This window comes from Williamsia muralis NBRC 105860, assembly GCF_001598915.1.
GTDB classification, from domain to species: domain Bacteria; phylum Actinomycetota; class Actinomycetes; order Mycobacteriales; family Mycobacteriaceae; genus Williamsia; species Williamsia muralis.
In genome coordinates this window covers 525,048-550,842 of record NZ_BDAP01000004.1, presented here as the reverse complement: position 1 = coordinate 550,842, position 25,795 = coordinate 525,048, and the positions used below count along the sequence as shown (strand labels likewise).

The following is a 25,795-nucleotide window of genomic DNA, read 5'->3' as shown; positions in this document are numbered from 1 at the left end:
CGCGCTCGGGTTCGCCCCAGAGCGGGTGACAATCACCACGCCCGTTTCAGTAGTAGAACGGGAACTCTTCCCACTCCGGTGAACGTTTCTCCAAGAACGCATCTCGGCCCTCGACGGCTTCGTCGGTCATATAGGCCAGCCGGGTTGCTTCGCCGGCGAACACCTGCTGGCCCGTCAGGCCATCGTCGGTCAGATTGAACGCGAACTTGAGCATCCGTTGAGCCGTAGGCGATTTCCCGTTGATGGTCTTGGCCCATTCGATCGCGGTGGTTTCCAACTCGGCGTGATCGGCGACCTCGTTGACCGCCCCCATGCGCTGCATGGCTTCTGCGTCGTAGGCGCGGCCAAGGAAGAAGATTTCTCGAGCGTTCTTCTGACCGACCTGTTTCGCGAGGTATGCGCTGCCGTACCCGGCGTCGAACGAACCCACATCGGCGTCGGTCTGTTTGAAGCGGGCGTGTTCGCGCGACGCCAGGGTGAGGTCGCACACCACGTGCAGCGAGTGGCCACCGCCGGCTGCCCACCCGTTGACAACGGCGATCACCACCTTGGGCATGGTGCGGATCAGTCGCTGCACTTCCAGGATGTGCAGGCGACCGCCCTCAGCCTTCACCCGGGCGGAATCGACAGTGTCCGCGGTGTCCCCACCGGCGTACTGGTAGCCGGAACGCCCGCGGATTCGCTGATCGCCGCCGCTGCAGAAGGCCCAGCCGCCGTCCTTTTCGCTGGGTCCGTTGCCCGTCAGCAGGATGACTCCCACATCTGGGCTACGCCGGGCGTGATCGAGGGCACGGTAGAGCTCGTCCACCGTGTGTGGGCGAAAAGCGTTGCGCACCTCAGGGCGATCAAAGCCGATCCGGACAATGCCGTGAACCCGGCCTTCACCGGCATGTCGGTGATAGGTGATGTCGGTCAGATCGTCGAAACCGTCGACAACGCGCCACTGCGTGGGATCGAAAGGCTGATCAGATGGTGTGCTCATGGTGATCGAGCCTACGTCGTGGTGATATGTGCGATTGATGGACGGGGAGGTGCCCGGAAGTATGCCATTCGATATGGCCTGTGACGGAGCACATTAACGTCGACGTCGCGATCGACGATTCGCCCAACGGCCGCCGAAACAACCTTATGTTCAGATTCTCAAAGGTATGCCGCCGTGCGGTCACGGCCGATCTGAATCATCGACGAAGGCTGTTGACGGGCGCGATGGACCTTACTGGGGCGGAGTCGTCGGAGTCGTCGGGTCCGGCACCGTCGGCACGTTGCAGGCCCAGTAGTCTCGCTTCCGCTCCGGTAGTTTAGCCAAATTCAAAGCGGTCAGACTTTCTTCGATCTTCCGCGACAGGTACGCCATGCCCTCGTTGGTCGGGTGGAACTGGTCGGAACCGATCAGTTCCCGATCCGGTCCAGCGAACCAGCCCTCGGCCACAGGATCCACCCAGAACGCGTCGTGTTTCAACGTCGCGGCCCGGATGCCGTTTGCCATCTCTTTCGTCTTGCCCGCCGACGCATCTTGCACTAAGACGGGCCCGATGACGACGACTGGTACGTCTGGATCTTTCGCACGCAAGTCGGACAACGCCGCATCGGCATCCCTCCCAGCTTGGGTTGTCGGACTTTTTAGATCGTTGACGCCGTTGAAAAAGATGATCAGGTCTGGATCCAGTTCGACTGCCCAGTCAACCCGGGCTCCAAAGGTGAAACCGCTACGACCGGAAGTCCATCCGCTTCCGCCAACTGGAAATCCACACGGCAGATAGTCGAGTTTTTCGGCAAGTAGGGGGAGCCAATTCTGAGCGCCCCGACCGCCCATGTCGGAGCCGCCGGTGTAGCTGTCGCCCACGACCGCAAGTAGTGGCGGCATTGGGCCTGGCGCCTCGGTTGTAGAAAGCGTGACCTGCGGAGCGGCGCTGTCAGTACTTGACCGATTCTGGTCATAGATTAGCCCGCCGACAATCAGTAGCAGGGCGGCGACCGCTATTGCGATACCCACGATGGCCTTGCCTCTAATGGCGGGTAATTGCCGCCGTGTAACACCCATGTCTGGGATCATCTCATCTCGCGGCGCCAGCGTCCCAACGAGATGATCTAGACGGTCACGCTGGTCAACTTCATCGTGTGATGACCCAGGATTATTAGTCCTTTGATCAGGCCCTTTGTTCGCACGAAGATCCGTCGTCCTAACCTGGCTGGTAAAGACTGGCCGCGACAACTACCAATCCAATCAGTGCAACTAGAACAATTCCGACGGCTAGTTGGATACGCTGCCGGCGTTTGTAAATTCCCCGAGATCCCATCGCGCAAGCGTAGACGGTCAACAAAAAGACTGAGTGTTCCTGTTAGAGAATGCATTTCCCTAACTATCGATTACTTGAGCGCTAACCTCGGCACCGTCATTGGCCGTTCCACAGCCGTGGAACGCTGTGTTGACTGGAGGCGGGTAGTCAGCCGGCAGTAGGCGCGGTCGCCAAGGCGCTTCCGCCCGAGACCCATAGCCCGTCTGTGCGGGTCACCGTAGTTACGGTGCCATCGAGTGCTGTGACGCGGAGCGTCGTGTCGTCCGCCCAGTCGAGCTTGGTCGCTTGTATTTCGGTTCGGAACTCCTCCGCACCGCTCGCTTTGTCGCGAATGATCACCGACCCGTCGGTCGACTTCGCAGTGAAGGTTCCTCCTGGAGAGTCGCTGTCGAGGGTCGATGCTGAGGTGGTGGTGGGCGGTAGTACGGAACTGGGTGCCGGAGCGTCGCTCGATGTAGTGGGCGGCGTGGCTGTGGTCGGTGTCGCCTCCGCGGATGCGCTTGTGGTGGGGGCATTCGAAGTGGGTGTCGTCGGCGCTGTCGACGATGTCGTTGTGGTGGGAGCCGGCGCGACGCGGGCGGCCGCCGCGGTCTGCGACGGCGTGCCGCTGGTCTGCCCACACGTCACGGCGCCGAAGCCTTCCTGAATGCGGATGGTCAGCTTACCTATGGACAGGAAGTTGCCCACTTTACTGCGCAGCTCGACGTTGTAAATGCCGACCAGCGGAAAAAGCGGGGAGGTGTTCGACACGTTGAGAATGGTCGGATTGGCGGTCGAGGCAGCTAGAACAACAGTTCTGGGTGTTCCGATCACTGGCACGAAAACAAGCTCGTAGCTATATCCGTGTGCACTGACGAGGTTGGGCCACGAAAGGTTCACCGTTCCTGGAAACACGTTGGCACAGGACAAAGACGCTGGGACCAGCGGACGGGAAGTTGACACCGATCCCGTCGCGGTTGCTGAATCGGTCAGTGCTGCAAGGGTGCTGTGTGTTCTGGCATAGCCGGTCACTGCGGTGGCGACAACGACCGCCACGACAACGCCCTGCATCGCGATCGTCACGCCGCGCTTCTGAGTGGACGGTATGGCGGAGTGGCGCCCCGAACTCATCTCCCGGGGCTTCTTGTCAGGACGGAACGCCACAAACAGCAGGCCGAGTGTCAGCAGCGCCGCGATCATCCAGGAATACGGGTTGGCGAACAACGTCAACACAACGCCCAATCCTGGGACTCTGAAGACAACTCGTTCGGCGGAGGTGACGGTGTAAGGCTCAGGGTCGGCAACGTTGTTCGCGTCGCCGCGCAGGGTCATGGTGGTGGAGTTGCCGACACGTGCGTCGATCGACACCACGCGGTGGGTGATGCGTGTGCCGTCGGCCCGCGACACGCTGACGATGTCGCCGGGACGGACATCAGCAGCGGGAACGGAACGGGAGATCGCTACGTCGCCGACATCGATCGCCGGTGCCATCGAGTTTGAACGAAATACCAGCGGCGACAGTCCGAATGAAGCACTGACAACTGCAGCAACCACGCACAGCACTCCGGCGATCGCGCCGACAGTGAGCGCAACCTCGGTGATGATCTTCCGTGCCCGAGTGTTCATCTCATGAACCTGCACTGGCGGTGAAGGTGAACACAACGGACCCGGTGGTTCCGGCCAGGGTGGCGAGCGCGGTGAGCGGCAGGTTGAGCTGAAGGCAGATGGTGTCGGTTCCGGTTGTGGCTGCGACTGGGCCGCGGCTGCTGATGAACGTAGTCGGGGTGGTAGAGGTGATGGCCGAGTTGGTGGCGAGAGTGGTTCCGCCGGTGCACTTGCCGCTCGTGGCCGTGGCTCCGGCAGCAGCCGTCACTGTCATCGCCTGACCGAGAGCGGTACTGCTTCCCGCCGACGCCGCGTATTGGAATGCAGTTGACCCGGTGTTCGTGACAGTCACGAGCGTGGCAGTCGATTGGCCTGGCAGGATTCCGCTGGGGGCAAACGTCAGGGATGCGTTCTTGGAGGTATTCGCCTGGATGTTGATGGTGGCGGTGGTGAAGACGCCCGACTGGGTCGCCACGGTAGACGACCACAGCGCAAGGGTTCCCACCACGGTGACACCGACGAGCATCCCGACCGAGAGAAGCGCTCGGAACTTCCGACTGATCAGAACTGATCCAGCAGCTCGCATCATCTTCATCGTCTTGCGTCCTTCGCCGCGCGACGCTCACGAAATGAGCCCACGAATTGTGTTGCGGCGTAGAGAACAAGTATTCCGGCGATGGCGTAGACGATGATCATCCGAGTCGCACCCGTGATCCAACTGTTGACGTAACCCAGGTACGGAATCGAGTACCAGAGTTTGCCACGCACTTGTGCCGGCTGAACTGAGCGTTCATCGGGCACAGGGACTGCATCGCCTTGTGTGGTGAGTAGTCGGTTGCCTTGCTGGTCGAAGGTGAAGCCAACAACTCTGTGGGTGATCACATCGGGTTCATTCGACCGGATCTGGTAGGTGACAACGTCTCCGATCGCCAGGCTCGACGGGTCGATTTTGCGGACTACGATCAGTGTTCCCGGTGGGTAATCCGGTTTCATCGAACTGGTCAGCACCGTGTACGGCTGCCCATCGGCGAGCTTGGGAATCACGATGGCTGCCATGAGAATTGCGATCAAACCCAACAGAACAACCCATGTGGCGGTTTGCAGCAACCACCACATCGGTCCGTGCCGGCGGTCGTCACCCCCCGTCGTCGGTGGAGTGAGGTAACGCTGTGCGGTCATGATCGTGTCTGCTCGGATCCAAAGGTGAAAAGCACTGTGAATGAGGTGGAGAAGTTAGGCGACCCCGTTCCATTGACCGTCAGCAAAGTGCTTCTGATGCACCAGGTCTCGGTCGCCCCCTTCGCCAGTGAACGCCACGAACTCGTAGCGGCCTGGCTGGAGCTGCCGGCGGTGAACGCTGTGAACGCGGCGGCGCCGGGCATTGTGCCCGCCCCGCAGCTACCGCCCGTGGGCAGCACTGTTCCCGACAACGACACGCTGACGGAATGGCCGGTCGTGGTTACCTGCGGCCCTGCAGCATTGAGCTTGTAGCGCAGCGGTGTGCTGCCGCTGTTGGTGATGGCCAACGGCGCCTGGATTGGCTGGCCCGTCAGGATCCCGGACCCGTTCAGCGCCTGAAACTGGTACGTCGTTCCCGAACCGGTGCCTGCCACCAATTTTAGTTGCCCGGTGTTGAGCGTGGCGGCGCCAGTGGTGGCGCGGTCAGACCAGAGGGCGCCTGTGGATCGCACTGCCGCCACCGACAGTGCGACCACCACGGCCAATATCCCGAGTACCAGGAGCCGGGCGAGACCCGACCGCGTCATCGTCAGGGACGAACCTGATTCAGGCTGACGGACATGTTCGACACGTTCACCGCTGAATTCTGGCTGGTGGTGCCGGTCACGTCAGAGAAGGCCACAGTCACTTTGACCACCACGGTGTGGGGCGTACCGGGAGTGATCGTCACAACGCTGCCTGTGGGCGCCGTACCGTCGACCGAGGCGGCGGGAGTGATGGTGACGCCAGTGGGCGGCGTGCCGCCGGTACCCGGGTTGACCGTGACCTGGGCGTTCATGTTCTTGCCCGTCGCCACCGCTGTGTAGGTGGAGGTGTACTCCCAAGTGTCTTTGGGGACCAGAAAGTCCGTCAGGGGGTTAACCGTAGTTCCGCCGACAACCCCGTCAGTGGAGATGTCTTTCCACGCGGGCGTTCCCGACGCCGTCAGCTTCAGCTCACCGGTGGTCACGTTGCCCGGAGTGTTCGAAGCGGAATCGCTCCACAGTGCATATGACCCCGCACCTCCCAGCAGGACAACAACAGCGGCACCGGCAGCGAGAGCGCCTTTGGCATTACGGTTCATTCTTCACCTCGAAAATCTGGGCCCCCCGGGCCGCGTTGGTTCGGTGATCAGGTCACCGAGATGCTGGACCTCTGCCGCGATGGTTTCACCAGAAGTGCGTTATGTCCTGTGTTTGACCAAGTGAAAGTCAATTGGACTTCGATGCATCTCAGACTGGATGTCGTCGCGCGAATGCCGGACGTTACAGCTGCGTTAAAGAGACTTTTTACTGGTCGCCCTGCCTGCCTGGCGCACTACCAGGCCGCGGTTCGCGATTTCCCCAGGACCTAGCGGTAACTAAGGTTTGCCTGCCTAAAGTGATGCCCATTGCGGTCCCGAGACCGTTCATCACCACGTCGATCGGATCCGCGACCCGCCCCGACAAGAACAGTGCCTGACAGGCCTCGATGAATACCGAGTAGGTGACTCCGATCGCGAATGCCGCAGCCCACCGACGATGGCCGAGTGTGGCAAGAAGAAGGAGTCCGAGAGGCATGAACAGAACAACGTTGGCGGAGCGTTCGAGCACGGAGAACGTCATCCACGCAGTTGCCTCGTGGCGGTGAAAGAAGCCGAGAACCGCGTCGACCACGGGACTGCTTTGTGAGTCGTCGCGAGGAGTCAGCGTGATGAATCCGATGACCGCAATGTAGACGCTGAGTGAGCCGATCATCAGACGACGGCGATCACCGTGTGTCATGCGACGAGGTGGAGCACTCAGGATGCTCCGCGGCGCAGTTCTGTCAGGCGAATCGTCGGCGGGTTCGCCGTGACCAGTGAGTTCGCCGCCACCTCGGCTGACACCACTTCTTTTCTGCCGGTCGCCTCGGCGCTGACGCGGCTCTGCTTTGCGAGCTAGAGCCCCTCGCGTACTGAGCGGAGGTGGGCGGAGTTTCCGGCTTGAGCGGGGACAGGATGGCATTAATTCAGTCAGCTTTACCCTCTGACCGGCGCCGGTCGGATGGGTGCATTCTCCTGTACTAGGTTTGGCGTCAATAGCCAGTTCTCCCCGATCGCGTCGATAAGAGTCAAGCCGACACGAGAACCGAGTCTCCGATGACAGCCAGGGTTGATGACTGTGCCTACTGGCGCGGCTGGTCGCGGAAATGATTATGTGGTTGCCGCCCGGGTCTGATGTGGCGACGACTCGCGATCCATCACAGGCAGCCGCTACCCCGAACAATCTAACGATGGCAATGAGGATCGCCCCCGGCCAGCTGCCGCATTGCGATTCGGTCGACGTGGAACGCGCTACGCATTTCCCGCCCCTGGGCCTTAGATGAGACACCAATAGCGGCTCTGCGGCTCACTGAGCCCCCGCTTATGAAGGACAACGCCTCCGGGTGGCGACCTAGGCCACAACCATCATTACTTCCACGAGCGAGTGTGCTTATGAAGAGTGGACGGGACCCGCCAGGCCCGCGGCGACGAAATCCTGATTCATATAGTTCTCGGTGGTCGGCCAACGAGCGTACGGTGCGTGGCTACGTCGGGCAGGAAATCGCGCGGTCGAATGTACGAACCACTCGAGTGGGCCGAAGTGCACTACCCATAACGCTGCTAATCTCTGCCATCGCTGTAGTTCGCACCCGTCAGACCGAGTAGGCCGGAAGGGCGACGAACGGGCGACAGAGCCTGTGGGTTCAACACCTGGGCAGCGTCCGCCTGCAAGCTCCGGCACTCGAAGGAAACATGTTCTACCCAGGTCTATAGTGTCGGAGTCATGACTCAGGACAGCCCGCTCGAACAATCTGCCGCAAAGTTCGAAAGCGCTCAGGCGGACGAAGTGCACCATGAGGGTGGATTCCGGCCGACGTTCGACATAGACCTGACGCGCGGAGGTCCGCGGTACGGCGAGTTCATCGAAGAGGTCCGCACCTTCATGGACCGGGTGAAGGCGGCCTGTCCCAGCGAAGAGCTCACCACCGAGGTGATCGACGCACTGCAGGTTTTGAACAAGAAGCTCGATGAGGTCGCGATCGATGAGTGGCGTGCACCGTCCGGCGGGCGGATCGATCTGCCGGCGCGAGGCAACATCACACTGCCTCCGTATGAACTGGACGAGGCGAGTGCCGAAAACGTCAGCGCACGTATGACATTCCGTCGCTACCATCTCGGCGGCAACAACGCTGCCCACGGTGGTCAGGTGGCGGTAGCGTTCGACGACTTGATGGGTATGGCCGGTGCACTCGGGTCGGGCGGTGTCACCAGGACGGCATATCTGACTGTCAACTACCGCGCGATCACCCCGCTCAACACCGAGCTCGCGATCCGGTCGTGGGTAGACCGGATCGAAGGGCGCAAGGTGTTCATCAAGGCCACTCTGCACAACGGGGATGTGCTGTGTGCCGAAGCCGATGGGCTGTTCATCAAGCTCAAACCGGGCCAACCCTGATCGCTCGTCGCGCCTGTCGGGTGCGCGGCGGCCAGCAACGTGATGTGCGGCTTCGCAGGTGCCCTGGACTGCCAATACTAGGATATGCAACTATGTGAGGCGCCCGGCAGTCGATCAATGGAGAGTCATGTCAGACGAGAGCAGCGTCCTTGTTCGTACCGAGGGGCGGATCGGCCGCATCACCCTGAACCGGCCGAAGGCGATCAATGCGCTGACGCACGAGATGGTGACCGCCATCCACGCGGCGCTGCGAGAATGGGCCGATGACGACGCGGTCGAGGCCGTGTTGCTCGATGGCGCCGGCGAACGTGGGCTGTGTGCCGGCGGAGATATCGTCGCCATCCACCGAGACGCCTCGGCTGCAACCACTTTGGATGATGCAGTCAACACCCCCTCGGGGCACTTCTGGCGAGACGAGTACATCCTCAACGCGTACATCTCCCACTATCCGAAGCCGTACGTAGCCCTGATGGACGGGATCGTGATGGGCGGGGGAGTAGGAGTGTCCGCTCACGCCAACACTCGTATCGTCACTGACCGCACGAGGATGGCGATGCCCGAGGTGGGGATCGGATTTTCCCCGGACGTGGGTGGCACCTACCTGCTTGCGCGCGCGCCGGGCGAGCTGGGCACCTACCTGGCCCTGACTGCGGCACAGATCGGGGGCGCCGATGCCATCGCCATCGGATTCGCCGACCATTTCCTGCCGTCGGAGAGCATCGAGGAGTTTGTCTCTGCTCTCACGACGAAGCCCGTTGACGACGCCATCGCCGAGTTCTGTGTTGCTCCCCCCGAATCCGATCTGCTCACCAAGCGTCACTGGATCGACGATGCCTTCGCGGCCGACACCGGCGTCGGCATCGTCGAACGCCTGCGCGGACACGACGAAACCGATGCCCACGACACTGCGAACGTGGTGGGAGCCAAATCGCCCACGTCGGTGGAGGTGACCATGCGGTCGCTGCGTCAGATATCGGCCGATACGACCCTCGAAGAAGCCCTGGAGAGTGAGTTCCGGGTGTCGATCCACTTCCTGACCCACCCCGACCTTGCGGAGGGCATTCGGGCCCAGGTGATCGACAAGGACCGCTCGCCGAAGTGGTCGCCTCGGGGACTGACCGAGGTGGATCCCGCCGTGGTTGCCGACTTCTTCGCCCCCGTGCCCAACGATCTTGTACTGACGAATGGAGCGTTCTGATGAGCAGCTTTGAGACCATCACCACCGAGCAGCGGGGCCGGGTCGGCATCATCACGCTGAACAGGCCAAAAGCACTCAATGCGTTGAACTCTCAGTTGATGACCGAGGTGGTTGGAGCCGCACAGGCGTACGACGCCGACGCGTCTGTGGGTGCCATCGTGATCGCGGGCTCCGAACGTGCCTTTGCTGCGGGCGCTGACATCAAAGAGATGGCCGACAAGTCGTACGTCGACATGCTCTCCCAGGACTTCTTCAGCGCTTGGGGGCACCTCACCGAGGTCCGCACTCCGGTGGTTGCGGCGGTGGCAGGATTCGCCCTCGGTGGTGGATGTGAACTGGCCATGATGTGCGACATCATCATCGCCGCCGAGAACGCCGTATTCGGTCAGCCCGAGATCAACTTGGGCGTGATCCCGGGAATCGGTGGGTCACAACGACTTACGCGGGCGATTGGCAAAGCCAAGGCCATGGACATGGTGCTGACCGGCCGGCGCATGAAGGTCGACGAGGCCGAGCGTGCCGGCCTGGTCTCGAGGGTGGTGCCCACTGAGTCGTACCTGGAGGATGCGATCGAGGTGGCGGACACTATCGCAGAGCTGTCGCTGCCGATCACCATATTGGCCAAGCAGGCAGTGAACCGGTCGCAGGAAGTCGGGCTGACCGAGGGCGTGCTGTTCGAGCGGCGCGTCTTCCACTCCACGTTCGCGACCGAAGATCAGTCAGAAGGTATGGCTGCGTTCGTGGAGAAGCGCGAGGCGCGGTTCACAAACAAGTAGCATTTCGGCCGCACTACGCGCCGTCAATCTGGTTCACTCTTCAAGTGCGTAAGGGATAGTTCAAAGCCGGTCGGCGCCGTTGCATCGCAGTCGGAAACCTAGTCAGGCCTTTTCAACTCTTCACCCGCCGCTGGGGGTGAGGACGCACGTCGTCACACGGGACCCAACGCCCAGGTTTCGCCCGGGCCGATACTCGGCAGCCCTCCTTCACGCGAGCTGGGGCTAACTTGGCCGGGCTGGCAGCCTGGGAGGCCGTTCTGGCATAACTAGCGCCCGTCTGCAGTTACTGAATGTTACGGGCATGTTAATTCTTGACCTTTACGATCACGCGTATTTGCCTGAGACCACTGTCACAAAGCCCTTCCGGCAATTTGCTACCCCTAAGACGCCCGGGCCCACGGGACACGTTGCGATGCCGGGCGCAGTTCCGGCTGATCCGCTTGAAGCGGCCGTTATGTGGTGGCTGACATCGTGTTTCGTGGCTCTCGGCGGATGGCCAGGGGAGCTAGCCGGATGGGACCGAGTAATTTGGACGACGGGTCCGTTTATCGCAATTTTCGAACGATCGGTCATTCCTCGGTTTTGGGTAGAAGAAAACGGGACTCAGCCAAGTGGCCCTGGCGCTGTCATCGCCGCGCGAGTAGCGACTATGTGCAGTAACGTCCGTAGTACGCAATGCAGGCGCGACGGATGTAATTGACGCGAAAACACTGCGGCGTCGTCCGTTATTAAGAAGCCGTTAACACACTCACTGCTGAGATCAGCGGTGTTTTTGGCGATGCACAGGGAGGGATAGTGTCCAGACGTCAGGGGTCAGTTTCGGCCGTCGTCTGGCCTGGCGACGCGCGTGATCTACCTCGATCACCCCAGGTCAAACCCCGTACTGACAGCTGGGCAAGTCGTTACGTCACGCGGGTCAGGTGGACGGACGCCCTAATCGTGACGGCGGCGGTCCTCCTTGCGCAGCACATTCGATTCGGGGTCCCCGAGGATATATCTCGGGCGGCTTCAATGACCACATTTATTGTGACACCATGTCTAATAGTTGCCTGGGTATTGACCCTTCGAGCAACCCAAAGTAGCGACCGACGCATCGTGGGCGATGGGCCGAATGAATACAGTCGCGTCTTGAACGCGTGCTTCATAGTCTTCGGACTGTTGGCGATTGTGGACCTCGCGTTTCGACTGAATCTCGCCCGCGGTTTCATAGCGATCGCACTGCCATTAGGAACCCTAGGGCTCCTCCTCTCTCGATGGGCGTGGCGCAAGGCTCTGCACCACAGCCGTCTCCGCCGGCGAAACCTGAGCCAGGTGCTGGTCGTCGGTGGGCCCAGCTCGGCGGTTCCCTTGATTGAGCATCTGGACAAGAACCCCGGCCTCGGCTTCGAGGTTGTCGGGCTCTGCGTGCCGCCGGGCAGCGAACACCGACCGGTCGTGGTCAACGGTCACGACATACCGGTCTATGGGTCATTCGGCGAAGCCCGTGACGCCGTCGCCTTGTGCGGGGCGACCACCGTGGCGGTGACGTCGGCGGAGGCCCTCGGGCATTCCGCGATGCGAGAGCTCTCCTGGGATCTAGAGGGAATGAACGTCGACATGTTGGTGTCTCCGGGGGTGACCGACGTAGCCGGGCCCCGCATGATGGTGCGGCCGGTGGCCGGCTTGCCGCTTCTGCACATCGACAAACCGAGGTATGACGGCGCCAACCGGTTCCTCAAGGCAGCGTTCGACCGCCTGGGTGCCGTAGTCCTTCTGTTGATGCTTGCTCCAGTGCTGGTCGCTTGCGCCATAGCAGTGAAGATCAACTCCAGTGGGCCAATCTTCTACCGCGCTGAACGCATCGGCGTGGGCAACGTGCCCTTCGATATGTGGAAGTTCCGCACCATGGTCGACGGGGCAGACAAGCAGAAGGCGGCGCTTGCCCAGAAGAACGAGGGCGCCGGCGTACTCTTCAAACTCCGCGACGACCCCCGGGTGACAACAGTGGGGAAGAAGCTGCGTCGCTACAGCCTTGATGAGCTTCCCCAGCTGTTCAACGTGGTGGGTGGCTCGATGAGCCTTGTAGGGCCACGGCCACCGTTGCGCGACGAGGTGGAGCAGTACAGCGGTCTGGTCACGCGACGAATGCTCGTTCGGCCGGGCATCACAGGGTTGTGGCAAGTCTCGGGCCGATCTGACCTGTCGTGGGAAGAGTCTGTGCGCCTTGACCTCTCGTACGTCGAGAACTGGTCGATCATGCAGGACGCGATGATCTTGTGGCGGACGGTGCGCGCAGTGGTACGAAGCGACGGCGCGTATTGACATGAAGATTCTGTTTGTTTGCACGGGAAATATCTGTCGCTCGCCGGTCGCCGAAAAACTGCTCGAGCGTTACAACATGGAACTCGGACTGGGTTTGCATGTTTCGAGTGCGGGGACAAGGGCGTTGAACGGCCAACCGATGCATCCAGAAAGCGAGCGGGTTCTCGACGGCCTAGGCATTGAGACGGGTGACTTCGAGTCACGAATGTTGACGCCAGATATCGCTGCCGACTGCGACCTCCTGCTAGGTATGACACGCGAGCACCGCGCCGTTGCCAGACAGCTGGCCCCCGCACGCTGGAAGCGGATGTTTGCGCTAAGAGAACTACCCATCGAACCTATGCGTGACGCTCAATCTATACGCCCTGCAATCGATCCAACTGATCCGAAACTGGACATCCGTGATCCAATCGGAAGACCTGCGCACGTCTTCGACGAAGTGGCCAGCGACATCGCATCATCAATTGATTCACTCGTGAAGTGGCTTGAGAAGCAAGAGGCCTATCCCACTGGCAAACACCACTTAACCAGGTAGGAGGTCGGGTCAGTTTGCCACGCAGTAGCGGCAGACCTCCTGCAACGCCGCAGACACCCACTTCCGGCTCAAATCAAAGTTGGAACCACGAACTGGGCCATCGTGAATAGCACGAGTAGTAGACATCCTCAACGTAAAGGCAGGGCCATGAAGATCACTGTTCTCGGTACCGGCTACCTTGGCGCCACGCACGCTGCATGTATGGCGGAACTCGGACACGAAGTACTCGGCGTAGATATCGACCCGTCGAAGTTGGCAAAATTGCAGTCCGGGGAGGTCCCCTTTTACGAGCCCGGGCTCGAAGATGTTCTCAAGAGGAACATAGCCGCAGGACGGCTTGAGTTCACATCCTCCTACGAAGAGGCCGCGCAATTCGCGGACGTTCACTTTCTCGCGGTCGGCACACCTCAGAAGAGAGGCGAATACGCCGCCGACCTCGCCTACGTTGATTCGGTAGTCGAAAGTCTCGCGCCCTTGATCGATCGACCGACGATTGTCTTCGGCAAATCGACTGTACCGGTGGGAACCGCAGAGAGACTGGCCGCGAAGATGCAGGACCTCGCAAATGCGCCCGTAGATGTCGCGTGGAATCCAGAGTTTCTTCGAGAAGGGCACGCAGTTGAAGACACGCTCCGTCCCGACCGGCTGGTTCTTGGAGTGGGATCGGCCGACGCGGGTAGAGCCGAGGCAATCGCGCGGGAGATCTATGCGACACCCATATCGAATGGAGTTCCGGTTGTCGTCACGAATCTTGCTACTGCCGAGCTAGTGAAGGTATCTGCGAACGCTTTCCTCGCGACAAAAATCTCATTTATCAACGCCATTGCTGAAGTTTGCGAAGCGGCAGGCGGTGATGTGACCGAGCTAGCAGATGCGATCGGCTACGACGAACGGATCGGGAGAAAGTTCCTGAATGCCGGGATCGGATTCGGCGGAGGCTGCCTACCCAAGGATATACGCGCATTCATGGCACGAGCAGGCGAGCTTGGAGCCGACGAGGCTCTGACCTTTCTTAGAGAAGTCGATAATATCAATATGCGGCGGCGCACCAACCTAGTTGAAACTACAAAAAGGACGTTGGGTGGGTCACTGCTCGGGAAGCGCGTCGCGGTGCTGGGAGCTGCCTTCAAGCCTGACTCTGATGACGTTAGAGATTCTCCAGCCCTGAACATTGCTGGGCAGATCCAGCTGCAGGGAGCGTCGGTGAACGTCTACGACCCGAAAGCAATGGAGAACTCACGGATTCTTTTTCCTACCCTCAACTATTCAACGAGCTTAGCCGACGCATGCGCCGGTGCGGACGTGGTCTTGGTACTAACCGAGTGGCAAGAGTTTCGCGAGGCAAATCCATTCGAAATTGCCGATATCGTTCGTTCGAAGAACGTGATTGACGGGAGGAATTGCCTCGATCCCGTTCACTGGCGATCCGCGGGTTGGCAATACACGGGCACCGGCCGACGGTGAGCTATCGAGGACGGTCGTTCAAGAGAGGCGATGCGTGGTGTTGGGAGTAGACCGAATTCTTTGGGCCAAAGAGGATTACATCTTTATGGCCAAAGTAAGCGGCTCGCAACCGAGACGCTTCTGGCCAATTCGTTGGGCGCTTTCGCCCTCCCTTCGGGCGGCTCTATTGTTTCGTCTGGCGTCGACTTCTTCAGGGATAGCGCACGCATTCTACAGAAACCGTTTGATATCGCAATTTGGTTGTGACGTGGGCGCGGGCGTCAGATTTGAGGGCGCAATCTGTCTACCGCACCCGGTAGGCATCGTTATCGGAACTGGGGTTGTAGTACAGCCAGAAGTAGTCCTGTACCAGAACGTCACACTCGGGCGGGACGGACGGAACGAGTACCCGGTAGTGGGTACAGGTAGCAAAATCTACGCAGGGGCGGTAGTCGCGGGCGGCGTCCATCTGGCGGCGCACTCTCGTGTCTCCGCCAATTCTCTTGTGAAACCGGACTCGCCGGGCAAAGTTGAAGTTTTGTAGCGATGAGACCGGCCATCGAAAACTCGCGCGTCGCGCCTGCGGCTCTGGCTCTCGGGAATCTGCTCGTGAGCGCTGTGATTCTGGCGCTACCCGAAATTTTCGGAGTTGACCGAACGGTCACCATCGCGATGGCCGTGGGACTCGCATCCCTTCAAGCCGGCCAAGCGGCGGCGGTACAGACAGACCACAGAAACAGCACGAAAAGACTCTTTTCAGCGGCCTTAGTCGCCGCATCATCTGCGACCGGAGCCATTCTTCTTACATTCCCCGAAGCGTTGAGTGCGCCCGAGTTCGTCGCTCTTTCGCTGATTGGGCTAGGCGGGGTCGTTACAGGAATCGCGACCGGGGGACATGCTTCCGAACTCCTGAGCGGGGGAAAGAGAGCTAGCTACCAGGCGTTCATTCTCGCGCGAAATTTAGGCTGGCTCGCGGCGATCATAGCGTTTGGGGTCGTAGATCCGAAATGGATGATGATATCGGCGCCGGTTGCATGGGTCATATTCCTGCTAATACCCACGCGACGTGCGGTCTCGCAAACAACCTGGGCTACTCTGGCAGCTGGCTCGCTGTCGGCGATGCTATACAGAAACGACGTTAATGTGGTGCGCGGAATGGCATCGACACAAGACTTCCGACTGTGGCACTATTACTTAATCGGTTACATTCTTGTCCAAGCTATGCTGGGATTCTTGATAATCAACGAGTTGTACTCTCGCCGTGAGCTGATACGGGAGCGGGCCACTCTGTATATACGCGCAGCGGTGCTGGCCGTGCTTGTTATTCTCGCTTCCGCTGGCTTTGCCATCTACTTCATTTTACCGGATCGCGTCGGCCTGATAATTGTTCTTGCGATTATTCTGCCTATGGGCGTGGTGGTCGCGGTCCAGGCGGCCCTGGTTCACATCCACGGGGGTAGCAATTGGGTATATCTGGCTGGCACGGTCGGATTTTCTGTTCTAGTTGTGTGCGCAGTTATAGGAATGTCCCCGGAGATCGGTTTCTTGATGGAATTGACTATATCTGGGTGCGTCGCAGGATGCGGATCTCTGATCTTTCGAAATGACGGGTCAGACTCAACACAACGTAGTGGGAAGCACCGACGGCACAGCGCTTCCAGCTCGCAAGGGCAGCTAACCCGCGGCAAGAAAACAATCTCGAACGGAGCAATGGCATGAAAGTTCTGCATATAGTACCGCTGGTGAGCGACAGCGCGGAGTACGGGGGACCCGTGCGTGGGACCGGACGGCAGTGCACCACCTTGGCGGAGCGCGGTAACGAATGCCATATCCTAGGTCTGTGGAGAGGCGACGGACCAATTCCACGTCAAGTGCTTGGCGTCCAGGCGACTCTTTTTAAGTTCCGCCGTTTGCCAGGCCATAGATTCGCAACCGCACTGAGTTTTGCGGCGATAAAGTGGATCAGGTCGAACGCCCGGAATTACGATTGCGTACACGTCCACTCTGGCCGTGATCTCTGGATCTTGATCGCGATCAAGTTGATCGCAAGATCTGGTGTGCCAGTGGTTTGGCAAACGCACGGGATGCTAGCGAACCGAGTCGGACGCGTTTACAAACTGTACGACGGCGCGCTCACTAGGCCAGCTATAAAGGCGTCAGCCGCGATGTTGTACCTCACACCGTACGAGAAGCGGGATATCGAATCAGTAGGGATTCCGAACGCGAGCTATCACATAGTCAATGGCGTGGACGGCGCATCGGAAAAAGAGCCGCGGCAGTACAGCGAGGAACTAAGGGTGGTGTTCGTGTCGCGTATCCACCCCCGCAAACGGCTTAACAACTTGATCGAAGCGGTCGATCGGTTAGTAGGTCGAGGGCTGCGGGTTCGTCTTGACATATATGGACCCGACGAAGGTGCCCTTAGTGATGCGCTCAACATGGTGAAAGAGAAAGGGATCGAAACAGAAGTAACGTACTTTGGCGCGCTGCACTATTCGGAAGTAAGGAAAGTGCTCGAACAGTACGATGTGATGGTTCTTCCCTCGATAGATGAGCCCTTCCCGAACATAGTTCTTGAGAGCCTCGCGACGGGCACAGCGGTAGTAATAACAACTAGTTGTGGGCTCGCGCCCTATGTAGAGCGATATGCCGCTGGGCTAGTTGTGGATACCACCGTGGATGGCATTGTGGCCGCCTTGACGCGATTGATGAATGAGCCTGAGTTGAACGACACTCTGACTGAGAATGGCAGGATCCTCGTCACCGCAGAATTCACAATGGACTCTGTAGCGAAATCCCTCGAGACAGTATACGGAGAAGCGAAGATATGAGTAGCAAAGTTGTTACTGGCAGCGCTGGCTTTATCGGCTCTACTTTGGCCCAACGTTTGTTAGACGACGGCTGTGACGTTGTTGGGATCGATTGCATAACCGACTATTACGACCCCGAACGTAAACGACAGAATCTGAAGTTGCTGCGCAACTACGACAACTTCACGTTCGTAGAGGCTGATCTGAGGACCGATGTGTCGCTGGTTGACGCAGTAGTTGCCGAATGCGACGTAATCTATCACCAAGCTGGACAGCCTGGCGTTCGAAGCTCTTGGAGTGATGGATTCGCGGAATACGTCGACCGGAATGTGCTCGCCACGCAACGCCTCCTAGAGTCGGTGCGAGGGCGGACAGACCTTACCTTTGTGTACGCATCTAGTTCAAGCGTGTACGGCAATGCCGCATCGTGGCCATGCACAGAACAGAGCGTGCCTAGGCCATTTTCTCCGTATGGAGTGACGAAGCTTTCCGCTGAGCACCTCGTGAGCCTATACGCAGAGAATTTCGGGTTGCACTCCACATCTCTCCGGTACTTCACCGTGTATGGCCCCAGGCAGCGACCTGATATGGCTTTCACCAAATTTATCGAGTCCGCGCAGTCCGGTGAAGAGCTGACACTGTATGGCGACGGTACTCAGGTGCGAGACTTCACATATGTTGACGATATAGTCGAAGCTAATATCCTTGCAGCAACGTCGCGACCCTCGGGCCAGGTCTACAACCTCTCGGGCGCAACGCACGCAACCGTCAATGACGTCATTCGGGTCCTCGGGGATATTCACGGCGCGCCGATAGGAGTCAATCGGATTGGTTCGCAGGCCGGGGACGTGAGAAGAACGGACGGGGACAGCGCGAAAATCAAAGCAGAACTGGGATGGAAACCGACGGTTGGTCTCGAGGAGGGACTAGCCAGACAGTATGATTGGTGCCTGTCGCGCAGTGAGAATAGTGCATGACAAGCCTCGCCACTAGTCACCTCGTTACAACTGGTAAGCGCCATTCCCCCGCGCCATCGCTAGTGTGGGGGCTGTTGTTCTTCCTGTCTCTCGCTTTGCTGCTTCCGCTGTGGTTAACGTCTTTGGTGCCGCTCGAACCCGGAAGGGACCCCGCCGCTTTAGTGGCGCAATACAGTGTCGTTGGCTACAGCGCGCTACGGTTATCTACTATTGCATCCCGCGGTCGACCCGATTGGGTGTCACTGATTCTGTTCGGGTACTCATACACGTGGCTGGGTGTAGCGCCAACACTGCAGTACCTCGCCGCGAAGAACCCCCTAGGGACTTCCGTCGATCACAGCATCGTCGTAATTCAGTCGCTTCTCGTGCTGTTAGGGCTGATTGCATACGATCTCGGGCTGGGAACCACGGTCCGTAGGCGGCCCAAATCCGATGCGCGCTTCCGAACAAGGCTTCGACAGGCGACTGCCCGAAGGTACTTGAGCAGGCGACGTGTCGCGGTGCTGGGTATCGCGACTGTGATTCTTACTCCCATTTTTGTTCAGTATCTCGGTGGGTTAGAGGTACTCTTTACAAGCCGGCAAGCCCGTAACGAGTTCCTGTTCTCGGGCGGGTACTACTCGAGCGACTCGAAGGCCACAGGCGCGATACTGACCAGCGTCACTTCCGTCCTACCCTTTGTTGCCCTCTACTCGATAGCCTTCCTCTTCATCTCTCAGAGTCGGGTGCGCCAAAGTGGAGGATGGATCGCGCTTCTGCTGTTGGTGATATGTTCCAACATTCTATTAAACAATCCAATATCCTCCTCGCGCTTCTGGTTTTTAGTAATAGTGCTGAGCCTGTTGTTCCTGTTTCCTTGGAGTCGCTCGCAAGCGGGGGTCCGATCTATCACCGGCGGATTTGTAATAGGCAGTATCTTTGTCTTCCCTTATCTCGACGCTTTTAGGTACACGAATGCGGCCAGTACGCCGGCGGAGTCAGGGGTGGTAGGGACGATGCTAAACAAGACTGATTACGACTCGATGCCTCAAGTCGGAAATTTAATTAGCTACGTGCACAGCAACGGGTTCTCATTCGGCGACAATTTACTTGGATCTGTGTTCTTTATGGTGCCCAGATCAGTGTGGCCATCGAAGCCGATCGATACCGGGTCGGTATTGGCCGAATACATACGGTATGGAAACGCGAACCTATCTGCACCGCTTTGGGGTGAACTCTACCTTTCGTTTGGCGTCGTGGGCGTCGCGGTGGGTTTCTGGGTTTTGGGGCGTATCTACGGGCGGTTCTCGACATCGTGGAATCAGGGCTTCGGGCTGACTGGCCTCACTACGCAGTTAACTGTCTCCACTTTCTTCATGATTCCGGTTGCTGTCTATCTTGTTCTAATACTCAGAGGTTCCTTGCTTCAATCGATGTCACGTTTTGTAGTTGTGGTTCTGCTGCTATGGATTTGCACCGCCCGCACACGTACTTCTGTGCTCGCAGACGCGCCGTCGCTGGTCGTCGCTAGAAGGGATCGCCATGATAAGTAAGTCGGTTCTAATAATTGGGCTGAACTACGCGCCGGAGCAAACAGGCATTGCTCCGTACACAACCGGCATGGCGGAGTCCCTAATCCGCAGCGGACACAGCGTTGACGTGATTACGAGCTATCCGCACTACCCGTCTTGGTTTGTAACCCCGGAATCGAAAATGCTTCCCTCGGTTAGCGTCAGTGCCGGTGTTCGATTGAGGAGGATCCGGCACTATGTGCCGCGGCGACCAAAACTCCTCAACAGGTCCCTCATGGAACTCCATTTCGGTTTTCGAGCCATCGCGTCGCGGTGGGGCGCGGCAGACACGTTGGTCTTAGTTTCACCGTCGCTTTTTGCTTCTGCTCTGGCGATCCTTCGCGCTCGTCTATTCCATCGTGAAAGAAAGATCATCGTCTGGGTCCAGGATATCTATTCTCTTGGTTTGACGGAAACCGGTAGTGGGGGAAGCAAGATCGCTCGTGTGCTCGGCCTCGTCGAGGCTTTCGTTTTCAGGAGCGCCGACCGGGTCTGCGTTATTCACGAGCGATTTGCAAGAACGGTCGAATTGATGGGCGTACCCCCGTGCAACGTAAGAGTTATTCGAAATTGGAATCATTTCAAAGTAGCCACTGACGGCACGGGTCGGAAGGTTGAAGCGAGGCGGCGATTGGGTTGGGACGCTCAGAAGACAATCGTTTTGCACGCTGGGAACATGGGGGTAAAGCAGGGGCTTGAGAATGTGATTGAGGCAGCTCGTTTGGTGGATCGCGGGGATATGGACATCGAGTTTGTGTTACTTGGCGATGGTAATCAGCGCGAGGATCTAGAATCACAGGCCACCGGCATTGAATCATTGCGATTCGTGAGTCCCCTGCCCGACGGCCAGTTTACCGACGCCCTAAAAGCCTCCGACATTTTGTTAGTAAATGAAAAGGCGGGTGTTGTAGAAATGGCGGTTCCGAGCAAGCTGACCACATATTTCGCTGCAGGTCGGCCTGTACTAGCGTGTACGAACTCCGCGAGCACTACGGCAGACGTTGTTGCCGAGTCCGGTGGGGGCGTGGTTGTAGGTGCGGGTTCGCCCGAAATCCTTGTCGGCGCTGTGCGTCAACTCAGGGACGATCCAAATAGAATGGCTGACCTCGCCAGCTGGGGTCTTGACTACTGCGCCGGCCAGCTTTCAGCCAGTCAGAGCGCGGCTGACTTCATGTGTGTCTTAGAAGAATTGAGCGGGACATGAGACCTAGAGGCTGGGAGTCCGTAGATGACCAATAACAAGCCCGGTACTGTATATCCCCGAGACCTATCGAGCTTTACTGGGTTCGGATATGACAAGGGGCGACCATGGTTTGTCCAGGTGCTTTGGCTATTTGTATCTGGTGTGCTGTTTAGCCGCTGGTGGTGCCCAAATGGTGTCCGCGTCTGGATATTGCGTTTGTTTGGCGCCGAGATCGGCGAGCGAGTTGTCATTAGACAGAACTGTCGAATTCACTGGCCGTGGAAGCTCTCTGTCGGAAAGAATAGTTGGCTGGGCGAAGGTGTCTACATTTTGAACCTTGAGCCGGTTGCTATCGGAAGCGATGTTTGTGTTTCACAACAGGCGATGCTGTGTACGGGGAGCCATGACCGGCGGTCACCGTCCTTTGAGTTCGATAACGGCCCGATTGAGATTGGTGACGGTGCGTGGATAGCTACACGGGCCGTAGTTCTTCGCGGGGTAGTGGTCGGGGCTGGAGCGGTGGTTGGGGCCGGCGTTGTTGTTCACAAAGACGTCGTTCGAGGCGGAGTCGTTCTTTGATTTGCGAAGAGCTCAGCCAGTGTGAACGTTCACTGGTCTGGAGGAAGTGTCCTGAACCGAAATGATGCGGAGATTAAAATGAAGCGAGCTCTAATTACGGGCATCACCGGCCAAGACGGGTCGTATCTGGCTGAACTTCTGCTGAAGAAGGGGTATGAAGTCCACGGTCTGATTCGAAGATCGTCTTCATTCAACACGGCTCGAATAGACCATCTCTATGTGGATCCGCATGAACCCGGCGCAAAACTGTTTCTTCACTACGGTGACTTGAGCGACGGCGCACGTCTTGTCACGCTGCTGGCTACTATCGAGCCAGATGAGGTCTACAACTTAGCGGCTCAGTCCCATGTCAGGGTTAGCTTCGACGAGCCAGAGCACACGGGCGATACAACTGGGATCGGTTCGATACGACTACTCGAGGCGGTCCGGTTAGCAGGCTTGCAGTGCCGTTTCTACCAAGCCTCGAGCTCTGAGATGTTCGGAGCGTCGCCTCCTCCCCAAAACGAGGACACCCTATTCTATCCTCGTTCTCCGTATGGAGCGGCAAAAGTGTATGCCTACTGGGTCACCCGGAACTATCGTGAGGCTTACGACATTTTTGCTGTTAACGGCATTCTCTTCAACCATGAATCTCCGCGTCGTGGCGAAACGTTTGTCACCCGAAAAATCACCCGTGCCGTTGCGCGTATCAAGGCAGGTGTAGAAGACGTGGTGTATATGGGAAACCTGGATGCGATTCGCGATTGGGGATATGCACCGGAGTATGTCGAAGGAATGTGGCGTATGCTTCAGGCCGATTCGCCTGATGATTATGTGCTCGCAACTGGCGGAAATTACTGCGTGCGTGATTTTTTGATTACTGCTTTCGACCATGCTGGTCTCGATTGGGAGAAACATGTCCGGTTCGACGAGCGCTATTTGCGTCCTACTGAGGTAGACGCGCTTGTTGGAGATGCGAGCAAAGCGGAAAGAGATTTGGGCTGGAAGCCCGCGGTGCATACTCCGGAACTCGCGAGGATCATGGTTGACGCAGACATATCTGCGCTGGAGTGTTCTGGGTCTACTTGGATCGATGAGCCGAAAGTGTCTTCGTGGAATTGAAGGTAAAGTGATGAGTTCCTTATTTGGCCGTTCGTTCGAAATTGACCGAGATGCTCCGGTGTATGTCGCGGGACATCGGGGGCTGGTGGGTTCCGCGTTATGGCATCACCTCGCGAGTGAGGGCTTCACTAATCTGATCGGCCGCACTAGTTCCGAACTCGACCTCCGACGCCGGCGGGATGTCTTCGAGTTCTTTGAGAAGGTCAAGCCTCCGGTGGTTATCCTCGCTGCGGCCAAGGTCGGTGGAATAGAAGCTAATAGTAAGTTTCCCGTAGACTTTCTTTCTGAAAACTTGCAGATCCAGCTCAATGTTATTGATGCCGCTCTCGAGCATCAGGTCGAACGGCTCTTATTTCTCGGTTCTTCTTGCATCTACCCGAAGTTCGCGGCCCAGCCGATTCAAGAGGACTCCCTACTTACTGGTCATCTGGAACCAACTAACGACGCATATGCCATTGCCAAAATCGCCGGAATACTGCACGTTCAATCGGTGAGGCGGCAGTATGGACTACCGTGGATCTCCGCTATGCCGACTAACTTGTATGGCCCGGGTGACAACTTTTCGCGTACGGGTTCACATGTGCTGCCCTCTCTGATTCGCAGATACGACGAAGCGAAGCAGCACGGCGAGGGCACAGTGACCAACTGGGGAAGCGGTAATCCGCGACGTGAATTCTTGCACGTGTCCGATATGGCGTCGGCCTGTTTGCACCTTCTCGAGAACTATGATGGTGATTCGCAGGTAAACGTAGGTGTTGGCGTCGACCAGACGATTGCGGATATAGCTGCTCTGGTCGCCGAAGCGGTCGGCTTCGATGGTGACACCGAGTGGGACACATCGAAGCCTGATGGGACGCCGCAGAAGCTGCTCGACGTCAGCACATTGATGAAGAGTGGCTGGTCACCGCGCATTTCGCTGGAGGAAGGCATTCGATCAACCGTTGCCTGGTACCGCGACAACCTTTCGTCCCTCAGGTTGTAGGGCCGTGATATTGGTGTGTCGCAGATTTCGTATCCCCGCGGTGGACGATCGTATGTTGTCACCCCAGCTAGTACGTGCAAGCGATGCGCGCGTCGGGGCCGGTTGATGCATAATATGACCGTGGGTCATTCGACTCTCGTCCGGTCGATGGGTGAGAGATTGCGAGCTGCCGATTGTCCTGTAGGTGGCACCGCATCGTTGGGATGTTTTCTTGGGTCGGTCGGCCACGGTCAAGTGCAATGGCCGGTGCCTGGATTGACGAACTTACAAGACGTGCCAAATGGCACCAAAGTCGATGATTGGATTCGCTGCAATGGCAGATGCACAAGAACGCTTCGAGGAGCCGGCAAGGGACGCGTTTCGCACATCTATAGGAGTGTTGAAGCGTGGGTGGCTGTCGATTCTAGTGATCACCTTGTTATGTGGCCTAGCTGGTCTGATTTTTAGTGCGCTACAGGAACCAACGTATAGGTCGACTGCCACTTTGTATGTAACGTCGGGTAACGAGAACAACGCGCAAACGGCGTACCAGGGTTCCCTGGCTTCGCAGCAGCGCGTCACTTCGTACACGCAGTTGGTGGATTCTGACGCAGTCGTGGCGGATGCTCTCGACCCGGATGACCTGGGTCTTTCAATGGCCGAAGCGAGATCCGCGTTGAGTGCGTCGACTACGCCGGAGACCGTGCTATTAAATATATCGGCCGAGAGTCACAACCGGGACACTGCCGCTGACCTTGCCAACGCTGCTGCGAAATCAATGACGGAGTATGTCACCCGTCTCGAGACGCCGACTGGCAGTAAGACGCCGTTGGCTAATTTGACGATCGTAACGCCTGCGAGCATAAGTGACGATCCCGTTACACCCCGTACCGAGAGAAACACGGCTCTAGGCTTGGTAATCGGTCTGTTGCTTGGTGTTGCCGCGGTTTTTTTACGCGACAAGTACAACAACAAGATTCGCACTGAGGACGAAGTTTCTTCAATCACCACAGCCCCAGTGCTTGCCTCGGTGCCGTCTGATGAGCTTTTGAAGAAGCAAGGGCTGATCGACTTCAGCTCCGGCGCCACTTTGGCCGCAGAGGCTTACCGAAAGTTGCGTACCAATCTCTCGTTTGTGAGCGTCGACAACCCGTCACGACGAATCATTGTGACGAGCGCGCTGGCAGCAGAGGGCAAGACGACAACTGCTATGAACTTGGCCGCCGCATTGGCCGAGACTGGTAAGCGTGTCGTTCTCGTTGACGCGGACCTCCGGAGGCCGCAGGTGTACCACCGCACAGGCGGCATGGGCGACATCGGCTTGACGAACTACCTCAAGGGCGACGGTTCGATGGCCGACCTGTTGCAGCCGAGTGAGGTGAAAGGCCTTCAGATCCTGGCCAGCGGTCCCCAGCCCCCCAACCCGGCGGAACTGCTGGGTTCAAAGAAGGCCGGCCAGGGCATCGAGAACCTTTCGGCAATGTTCGACTACGTGATCATCGACTCGCCACCGCTTCTTCCCGTTACTGATGCGGCGGTCTTGGCTCAGTGGGCCGACGGAGTTGTCCTGGTCGCGCGGGCCAATCAGTCCCGCATCCCCGATATCGCGGCGAGCATCGAACAGCTTGAAGCTGTGCAAGCCAAGCTCATCGGTGTCGTTCTCACCGATGTCCCCACGCGCGGTGGCGCGTACAAGTACGGCTACTACTACAGCTCCACCGACGTGATGAAGAAGCCAGGGTTCTTCAGTCGATTCGGCAAGAAGGCTCCGAAGCATCAGGACATCGAGGCGGTTCTCGAGTCAGCGCCTTCACATAGGTGATT

The 25,795-nt window shown here is 58.4% G+C and carries 22 protein-coding genes; 14 read left to right on the top strand and 8 right to left on the bottom strand.

Annotated elements, in window-relative coordinates:
• Positions 1 to 46: 46 nt before the first annotated feature.
• The 8 genes from WIMU1_RS17965 to WIMU1_RS25835 all read right to left on the bottom strand — a co-directional run bounded on the left by WIMU1_RS17965 (position 47) and on the right by WIMU1_RS25835 (position 6,862).
• Positions 47 to 982, bottom strand: coding sequence for a 1,4-dihydroxy-2-naphthoyl-CoA synthase (locus WIMU1_RS17965; RefSeq protein ID WP_062799163.1), 936 nt, complete (start codon positions 980 to 982; stop codon positions 47 to 49).
• A gap of 231 nt (positions 983 to 1,213) precedes the next feature.
• A complete protein-coding gene (locus tag WIMU1_RS17960) occupies positions 1,214 to 1,993 on the bottom strand; it encodes an SGNH/GDSL hydrolase family protein (RefSeq protein WP_158599247.1) in 780 nt (259 codons plus the stop codon).
• Between the two features lie 451 nt (positions 1,994 to 2,444).
• Positions 2,445 to 3,902 carry a signal peptidase I gene (locus WIMU1_RS17955; protein WP_062799160.1) on the bottom strand — a complete coding sequence of 486 codons (1,458 nt, stop codon included), beginning with the start codon at positions 3,900 to 3,902 and terminating at the stop codon, positions 2,445 to 2,447.
• A gap of 1 nt (position 3,903) precedes the next feature.
• Complete coding sequence (locus WIMU1_RS17950; RefSeq protein ID WP_062799158.1) at positions 3,904 to 4,476, bottom strand: hypothetical protein; 573 nt, start codon at positions 4,474 to 4,476, stop codon at positions 3,904 to 3,906.
• Positions 4,473 to 5,060 (bottom strand): signal peptidase I, encoded by a 588-nt coding sequence (locus WIMU1_RS17945; RefSeq protein WP_062799156.1) that lies wholly within the window; start codon positions 5,058 to 5,060, stop codon positions 4,473 to 4,475. The genes WIMU1_RS17950 and WIMU1_RS17945 overlap by 4 nt, the downstream gene beginning before the upstream one ends.
• Positions 5,057 to 5,647: a hypothetical protein gene (locus tag WIMU1_RS17940; protein WP_062799154.1), complete on the bottom strand. Its 591-nt coding sequence runs from the start codon at positions 5,645 to 5,647 to the stop codon at positions 5,057 to 5,059. Before WIMU1_RS17940 ends, WIMU1_RS17945 begins: the two co-directional genes overlap by 4 nt.
• Before the next feature lie 2 nt (positions 5,648 to 5,649).
• Positions 5,650 to 6,183: an alternate-type signal peptide domain-containing protein gene (locus WIMU1_RS17935; protein ID WP_062799152.1), complete on the bottom strand. Its 534-nt coding sequence runs from the start codon at positions 6,181 to 6,183 to the stop codon at positions 5,650 to 5,652.
• Positions 6,184 to 6,388: 205 nt separating this feature from the next.
• Positions 6,389 to 6,862 carry a VanZ family protein gene (locus WIMU1_RS25835; protein WP_158599248.1) on the bottom strand — a complete coding sequence of 158 codons (474 nt, stop codon included), beginning with the start codon at positions 6,860 to 6,862 and terminating at the stop codon, positions 6,389 to 6,391.
• Positions 6,863 to 7,885: 1,023 nt separating this feature from the next.
• Here WIMU1_RS25835 and WIMU1_RS17925 point away from each other — a divergent pair.
• The 14 genes from WIMU1_RS17925 (at position 7,886) to WIMU1_RS17860 (ending at position 25,793) form a co-directional block, all read left to right on the top strand.
• On the top strand, positions 7,886 to 8,557 hold the full coding sequence (locus tag WIMU1_RS17925; RefSeq protein WP_062799148.1) for a PaaI family thioesterase: 672 nt from the start codon (positions 7,886 to 7,888) through the stop codon (positions 8,555 to 8,557).
• Between the two features lie 127 nt (positions 8,558 to 8,684).
• Positions 8,685 to 9,755: an enoyl-CoA hydratase/isomerase family protein gene (locus WIMU1_RS17920; protein WP_062799146.1), complete on the top strand. Its 1,071-nt coding sequence runs from the start codon at positions 8,685 to 8,687 to the stop codon at positions 9,753 to 9,755.
• Complete coding sequence (locus WIMU1_RS17915; RefSeq protein WP_062799144.1) at positions 9,755 to 10,531, top strand: enoyl-CoA hydratase; 777 nt, start codon at positions 9,755 to 9,757, stop codon at positions 10,529 to 10,531. The genes WIMU1_RS17920 and WIMU1_RS17915 overlap by 1 nt, the downstream gene beginning before the upstream one ends.
• A 936-nt stretch (positions 10,532 to 11,467) precedes the next feature.
• Positions 11,468 to 12,832: a sugar transferase gene (locus tag WIMU1_RS17910; protein WP_062799278.1), complete on the top strand. Its 1,365-nt coding sequence runs from the start codon at positions 11,468 to 11,470 to the stop codon at positions 12,830 to 12,832.
• A 1-nt stretch (position 12,833) separates the two neighbouring features.
• Positions 12,834 to 13,367 carry an arsenate reductase/protein-tyrosine-phosphatase family protein gene (locus WIMU1_RS17905; RefSeq protein ID WP_062799142.1) on the top strand — a complete coding sequence of 178 codons (534 nt, stop codon included), beginning with the start codon at positions 12,834 to 12,836 and terminating at the stop codon, positions 13,365 to 13,367.
• A gap of 147 nt (positions 13,368 to 13,514) precedes the next feature.
• On the top strand, positions 13,515 to 14,831 hold the full coding sequence (locus WIMU1_RS17900) for a UDP-glucose dehydrogenase family protein (RefSeq protein WP_062799141.1): 1,317 nt from the start codon (positions 13,515 to 13,517) through the stop codon (positions 14,829 to 14,831).
• A gap of 588 nt (positions 14,832 to 15,419) precedes the next feature.
• Entirely contained in the window at positions 15,420 to 16,529 is a 1,110-nt protein-coding gene (locus WIMU1_RS17895; RefSeq protein ID WP_147431367.1) for a hypothetical protein, read from the top strand.
• Complete coding sequence (locus WIMU1_RS17890; RefSeq protein ID WP_084248356.1) at positions 16,526 to 17,641, top strand: glycosyltransferase; 1,116 nt, start codon at positions 16,526 to 16,528, stop codon at positions 17,639 to 17,641. The genes WIMU1_RS17895 and WIMU1_RS17890 overlap by 4 nt, the downstream gene beginning before the upstream one ends.
• On the top strand, positions 17,638 to 18,597 hold the full coding sequence (locus WIMU1_RS17885; protein WP_062799136.1) for a GDP-mannose 4,6-dehydratase: 960 nt from the start codon (positions 17,638 to 17,640) through the stop codon (positions 18,595 to 18,597). The genes WIMU1_RS17890 and WIMU1_RS17885 overlap by 4 nt, the downstream gene beginning before the upstream one ends.
• A 1,521-nt stretch (positions 18,598 to 20,118) precedes the next feature.
• Positions 20,119 to 21,351 carry a glycosyltransferase family 4 protein gene (locus tag WIMU1_RS17875; protein ID WP_084248355.1) on the top strand — a complete coding sequence of 411 codons (1,233 nt, stop codon included), beginning with the start codon at positions 20,119 to 20,121 and terminating at the stop codon, positions 21,349 to 21,351.
• 24 nt (positions 21,352 to 21,375) lie between these two features.
• Positions 21,376 to 21,909: a DapH/DapD/GlmU-related protein gene (locus WIMU1_RS25830; RefSeq protein ID WP_084248354.1), complete on the top strand. Its 534-nt coding sequence runs from the start codon at positions 21,376 to 21,378 to the stop codon at positions 21,907 to 21,909.
• A 78-nt stretch (positions 21,910 to 21,987) separates the two neighbouring features.
• Positions 21,988 to 23,010, top strand: coding sequence for a GDP-mannose 4,6-dehydratase (gene gmd / locus WIMU1_RS17870; RefSeq protein WP_062799130.1), 1,023 nt, complete (start codon positions 21,988 to 21,990; stop codon positions 23,008 to 23,010).
• Between the two features lie 10 nt (positions 23,011 to 23,020).
• On the top strand, positions 23,021 to 23,992 hold the full coding sequence (locus tag WIMU1_RS17865; protein ID WP_062799277.1) for a GDP-L-fucose synthase family protein: 972 nt from the start codon (positions 23,021 to 23,023) through the stop codon (positions 23,990 to 23,992).
• A 280-nt stretch (positions 23,993 to 24,272) separates the two neighbouring features.
• Positions 24,273 to 25,793 carry a tyrosine-protein kinase domain-containing protein gene (locus WIMU1_RS17860; protein WP_371850304.1) on the top strand — a complete coding sequence of 507 codons (1,521 nt, stop codon included), beginning with the start codon at positions 24,273 to 24,275 and terminating at the stop codon, positions 25,791 to 25,793.
• The last annotated feature ends 2 nt before the right edge of the window (positions 25,794 to 25,795 follow it).